The organism is Paenibacillus sp. O199 (assembly GCF_001636635.1).
GTDB classification, from domain to species: Bacteria; Bacillota; Bacilli; order Paenibacillales; family Paenibacillaceae; genus Paenibacillus; species Paenibacillus marchantiae.
Genome location: NZ_LGRP01000060.1, coordinates 8,337 through 13,948 on the forward strand (window position 1 = coordinate 8,337; position 5,612 = coordinate 13,948).

Below are 5,612 nucleotides of genomic sequence, written 5' to 3' on the forward strand. Positions count from 1 at the left end.
GGCAGCGTCAGGATGATCGAGAATACGGCTCCGGCGCTGCTCGGAAAGTCGGAAATAATGGAGTACATGACGATTGGCATTGTTTTGTAATCGGGAATACCAACCAGGAACGTGCCCTGCGCTTCGTCGAGCGAATTGAGGAACGTGAAGATCGAAGCGACCATGATGCCGGGCATCGCCATTGGCAGGGTGATGCTGCGGAACACTTTGAACGGGCTTGCCCCAACGTCCCGCGCCGATTCTTCCTGCGCCCGGTGCACGTTGCGAAAGGCGGAGGTCGGAATCCAGGTCATGAACATCAACACATTAATCATATGGATCAGCACAACGCCTAGCAGCGTATTCATCAGTCCAATCCGGTAGAAAAGAACCGCAATGGAAACATACAACCCCATTTTCGGAAAAGCGTGCGTCAGCAGGAACGAGAACAGGAACATCCGCTTCAGCGGAAACTGGAGTCTTGCGAAGGCATACGCTGCTGGGATGCAGACGACGATGGACAGCAGGGTCACCAGAGTAGCAATGAGGAACGACAGTGAGATCGACGAGACAATATCGTCCTTTGCCAGTACGAACTCCCACCATTTGAAGCCCCATACCTGGGGCAGAATATCCGGATAATTCCACTTTTCACTAAAGGCAAGCACTAGCAGGTTGACCAGCGGACCTGCGAAAAAAATGGCGAACACGGTCAGCAACACAAATTCGATTATTCTTCTCGGACCTACGTGTTTCCAGTACCAAGACATGTTCCGTCCTCCCCTCCATTTGTCGATTGACGAACAATCACTTCGCTTTCGTATTCAATCAGGCGCGGCACGCTCCCCTCGCCGCTAATCAGGCGATCCAGAATCGATACCGCGTCTCGGCCAATACCAGATGCATCCACGCTGACGGTAGTCAGTGATGGGTGGTACATTCCGGCCACTTCGGTATTGTCGTAGCCCATAACGGATACTTCCTCCGGAACGCGGACTCCGCGCTCCAGAAGCACCTTCATCGCACCCAGTGCAAGCATGTCATTTGTACTGAACAGAGCGCTGTATCGTCCATCCCGGAATGCCACATAATGCTCCTCCATCAACTTCCGACCGGAATCGAAGCTCGATTCCGATGACTCGACAACGGTAAATCCGTCCTGTTCAGAACTAACGCCGAGGGACTCCAGCCGTTTTCGGAAGCCCTTCAATCGCAGCGAGTGGCTCCGATGCTCGCCCGGTCCAGCGATGATAAAGAATTTGCGGTGTCCGCAGTCATATAAATGCTGTGCCGCCCGTTCTCCACCGGCTTCATCGTTGCTCACGAGATGCACGACGTCCGGATCTTCCGTCGATCCATTCACCATCAGATAAGGGATATTGAAGTTCTTGACGTAATCGATGACGTTCTTCTGCAGCCGGCTGACCAGGATGAGTCCATCCACCCGCTGTTCCAGCATATAATCGGTGGAGCGCAGCGACATTTCCCTATCGGTCTTCAGGAAAATCGAGTAGCCCATCTCTTCAGCGGACATCAGTATCTCGTCAATGATTCTGCCATACAGCGTGTGGGACACGATCGGCAGCCTGTCACGGAAAACGATGACTCCGATGTTGTACGTGCGCTTGGCGACCATCGCTCGGGCGACGGCGCTCGGCTTGTAGCGAAGCTGCTCGACCGCCTTGAGAACGCGATCCCGGACTTCAGGACTCGCATATCCGTTTCCGGAGATAACCCGAGAAGCAGTCGATTTCGATACACCAGCCAGTTGAGCCAGCTCCCGCAAACTATGATTCAGCTTATTGTCCAATCCCTATTCTCCTTTGCAAAATCCGTCTCTTCCCGGACGGCAATTAGCTTCGCCGGATCACGGGTTGTTATCGAGTCGACGCCCAACTGTGCAAGTCGCCGCATATCGTCCGCCTCTGAAACCGTCCAGACGTAGATAGCCAGACCGCTCCGTTGCACAGCTTCCATAAGTTCTGGCTGAACGACCTGATACGGCACGTTAATCCCAAAGCAGCCGGCTTCGCGAGCATCTGCACACGCCTGGAACACTGCCTCGTCGTAGCTCAGACTGCCGAAGCTTTGCTTGTTCACATTAAGAAGCCTGCGTATGCTTGGAGCGTAACGACTAGCTTTAACCGCTGACCCGTAATCGCAGCCACTGAGAAACACCATCTCCGCCATACCCATCCGATTCACCAGAGCTGAGACCGGCTCCAGAGCGCTGTCTGTTTTGATATCAAGGTTCATCACTTTACCGGCTGCGCGTATCTGCTCAAGCACATCCTGAAGCGTTGGAATAGGCGATAGTCTAGCGGTGTTCAACTCCTTCAGTGTCATTTCTGCAAGACTGCCGCAGCTTCCATCTGCCAAAGTGATATTGTCATCGTGGGCAAGCACCGGCACATGGTCCCGAGTCGAACGGATATCGTCTTCGTAAATATCTACGCCAAGTGTTAGGGCTGCCTGAAGTGACTCGAAAGAATGATCGGGATGACCCATACAGCCAGTATGGGCTGTGATCAGCGGGAATTTGTTCATCGCGGGTATCCTCCTTCTTCGAAATAGATCGCGTTGGTAAAGGCGATCAGTACATGGACTCCTCGCACGGTTCCCCACAGCTCAGCGCGAATCCACCTGCGGGGGATATCTGGAGTGGAATCCCTCAGTTGGGCTTCAAATTGCATCATCTGTTCGTCCGATGAAGACGGAACTTCAAGATTAAGCTCCTCGCCCAGATTGGAACATAGCTTCAATCTACAGACCTGCTTCTGTAGCGACCAGAGTCCGGTGCGTACCGAGAAGTCCAGCGTCAAGTTCGCCCGGACCGGATCCTCTGCAGCTTCCCGTCTCTCGACTACCGTTGGAACGGTAGAGCCGATTGCATACAATGCATCTCCAGCTTCCAGCGTCAAGGTCAGCAGAGGACCTATCGTTACCGACGCGCGCCCTTCCCGCAGCGCTTGGATAAGCGTTTCTTCATGGAGCGAAAGGGCTGTCGAGCCTCCGTTCCCCGCCACTGCGTCGTCCTCAATCCCGAGGTAAGTAACCGAGATCGGATCGTCTGTCTCGCCCTGCGCATGCCAGTCCCTGCCTGAAGTGGCTGCAATCCGATATCCTTCATTCAGCTTGTGAGTCCACAGATCAAAAGCTCGCCGATTGTTCGTCTGAATGGAAGGGAACGTGCCGGACCAGACTTCGATGTAATCGACAGCGGACCAGTTCCCAATCTCGTATTCCCAGAAGCAACCGGTACAGGCAGGACTGCCGATTCGGAAGGGATGAGCAAGCCCGGCGATTCCACCGAGGCGATGTACGTTCTCGATTCCCACATCGATTCCATCCCGATTCGCTTGACGCCAGTCGGCAAACGCGCTCAGTCCTATCGTCACCATATGGCCGTAAAAAGTTGTCCACTCCATACCGGGGATGATTCGTAGTCCGTACCTCTGCTCGATTTCCTCTTTGCCGCTCAAGCCGGACATCGTGTTATGATCGGTCAGCGCGATGGCGTCGAAGCCCAGATTGGCTGCTCCCGCTGCCAGTTCTCCCAGCGTCTGACTGCCATCGCTATGCAGCGTATGTGTATGCAGTTCACAGGCGAACCACTTCATATCGAGTCCTCCTCTGTCGTCCAGACTTCCAGCCGATAAGTGCACGTATCGGTCACGATGCAATGCAGGCTTAATGTGACGCTCCAGGGCCCCGGAACCAGCTCGCCCGCCATAAGGCCGGGAGAAGCTTCTCGATCCGATACGTATAGATCCTGCACCTCGTCTTGGCGGTGGCACGCCCCTCGGTATCCGCGAGCATCGTCCAGCGAGAGTGTGATCAGATTTTTCAGAGGGAGATGCCGATCAGCATTGGCAATCGCGTATTCCCGATGTTCCGGCAAAATGTATAGATCGTAACTTTCCTTGAGCAGCCGTAGCGCATTCTCCCGATTCTCGAGCGTCTTCGGCGTATATTGTAATCGCAGGTTCAGCTTCACGCAGCCCTCATCCAATTCAAAAGGAATGCGGATATGTGTTTTGGACTCCTCCGGAGATGCGTATCCTTGTAGATCCAGCAGCTTCATTGCGCCGCACCACCTTTCATTAATCCGTTATCTTCATGACTTACGTTATGCACGTTTTGCTGAATGTGGGACCGTTCCCACATCTAATACTTATGTTACGGGATAAAAATCAGGTCCGTATCCGCATCGTGTTAATATTCTGTAAATGCAAAAAAGACCAGACTTCTATTAAAAGAAGACTGGCCTTTTTATCTTTTTATCGCTAGATTGTTTTCGCACTGCATACGAGTGGCAGCACATAAAATTTCTCTTGAATGGATTCTTAAAATCGATTGATTGAAAATGGAGAAATGTTATGTTCCGTTTTCCCTGATATAATCAAATCACTTAAAATCTGTCCAACTACACTACTAAATTTAAAGCCATGTCCTGAGAAACCTGATGCAATGGCAACGTTAGGATAGTTAGGATGTGTATCGATAATAAAATCTTCATCAGGAGTCATTGTATACATACACGTTTTACCGAACTTCAATTCTTGTGCTGAGGGCATATAGTGTTGCAAAAATTGTTTTAAATCTGTCGTGTCTTCCTCTAGTTCACCAAATTCCAGGATGGCTTCATCTGGATTGATTGTATCTCCTCCATCATGTCGGCCTAATTTTAATCCGGAACCATCGATGCTTGGGAAACCATAATAATGTCCGTGAGATGTTTCAAACGAAAAGGCTGGGAACTCCTTATGATTATATAAATCATCTTTAGTATCAAACCAGGCAAATGTTTTTCTTATAGGATTAAGAGGAAGATTTAGATCCAACATGGAAAGGAGATTTCCTGACCAGGCCCCTGCTGAAACTACTAACGCATTAGCACTAAAAGTATGATCTTCGGTCTTGATGGTAACTCTTTTATCATGAACCATAATTTCTTTTACTTTACTATTGGTTATGATGGTAGCTCCGTTTTGCTCTGCGAGTTCTCGATATGCTTCAATGCATTCCTCACATTTCAACACTCCTGAGGTTGGTTCGTAGCAACCAATGTAATTGTTCGGTAAATTGATGCCTGGCCAGCGCTTATTTACTTCATTGGAATCTAAAATCTCAAGTGGTAATGAATAGGTTTTTGAGCTTGAAATGATATTTTGGATAAAATCTGTTTTCTCGTAACCCACGTTTATAACCCCAGTAGGGAGAAATAATTGTTTTCCCGACACTTTCTCTAAGTCATTCCATAATTCTTGAGCCTTGAGTGCCAACGGAACATAATTTTCACCTTCACCATACGCGTGCCGAATGATTCTTGTCTCTCCGTGATGACTGCCTTTGTTATGGGGCGGGTTAAAGGAATCTATTAATAGTGTACTTTTCCCACTCTTGGATAAAAAATAACCCGCCGCCATCCCCATTGAACCTGCTCCTATTACAATTACGTCATAATGCATTGCAAGTTGCCTCCTTGTAAGAAATCCCCATGTAACTTAAGTATTAAGTATGGCTAGTATTCTTCTATATTACTAATGATATTAACACTTAACAATTGCGCTATCCTGGACATGATACCCAAGTCATAATAAAAAAACCGCATAACAATGCGGTTTTCTTAG

Annotated in this window: 5 protein-coding genes and 1 pseudogene; all 6 read right to left on the reverse strand. The window is 49.6% G+C overall.

All coding sequences use genetic code 11. The features are described from left to right. A pseudogene (locus A6049_RS31260) lies at positions 1-749 on the reverse strand (ABC transporter permease); the annotation flags it as partial. Next, a complete protein-coding gene (locus tag A6049_RS31265; protein WP_095206279.1) occupies positions 725-1,789 on the reverse strand; it encodes a LacI family DNA-binding transcriptional regulator in 1,065 nt (354 codons plus the stop codon). The gene A6049_RS31265 and the pseudogene A6049_RS31260, both read right to left, overlap by 25 nt. Then, entirely contained in the window at positions 1,774-2,526 is a 753-nt protein-coding gene (locus tag A6049_RS31270; protein ID WP_063568311.1) for a glycerophosphodiester phosphodiesterase, read from the reverse strand. The genes A6049_RS31265 and A6049_RS31270 overlap by 16 nt, the downstream gene beginning before the upstream one ends. Continuing rightward, positions 2,523-3,599: a CehA/McbA family metallohydrolase gene (locus tag A6049_RS31275; RefSeq protein WP_063568312.1), complete on the reverse strand. Its 1,077-nt coding sequence runs from the start codon at positions 3,597-3,599 to the stop codon at positions 2,523-2,525. The genes A6049_RS31270 and A6049_RS31275 overlap by 4 nt, the downstream gene beginning before the upstream one ends. Further along, positions 3,596-4,063 carry a hypothetical protein gene (locus A6049_RS31280; RefSeq protein ID WP_063568313.1) on the reverse strand — a complete coding sequence of 156 codons (468 nt, stop codon included), beginning with the start codon at positions 4,061-4,063 and terminating at the stop codon, positions 3,596-3,598. Before A6049_RS31280 ends, A6049_RS31275 begins: the two co-directional genes overlap by 4 nt. A 262-nt stretch (positions 4,064-4,325) precedes the next feature. Next, entirely contained in the window at positions 4,326-5,450 is a 1,125-nt protein-coding gene (solA, locus tag A6049_RS31285; RefSeq protein ID WP_063568314.1) for an N-methyl-L-tryptophan oxidase, read from the reverse strand. Between the last annotated feature and the right edge of the window lie 162 nt (positions 5,451-5,612).

What these genes read in the sequence shown, in the direction of transcription:
- A6049_RS31280 (WP_063568313.1), bottom strand. Translation starts at nt 4,063, where the DNA reads ATGAAGCTGCTGGATCTACAAGGATACGCATCTCCGGAGGAGTCCAAA.
- A6049_RS31270 (WP_063568311.1), bottom strand. Translation starts at nt 2,526, where the DNA reads ATGAACAAATTCCCGCTGATCACAGCCCATACTGGCTGTATGGGTCAT.
- A6049_RS31275 (WP_063568312.1), bottom strand. Translation starts at nt 3,599, where the DNA reads ATGAAGTGGTTCGCCTGTGAACTGCATACACATACGCTGCATAGCGAT.
- solA (WP_063568314.1), bottom strand. Translation starts at nt 5,450, where the DNA reads ATGCATTATGACGTAATTGTAATAGGAGCAGGTTCAATGGGGATGGCG.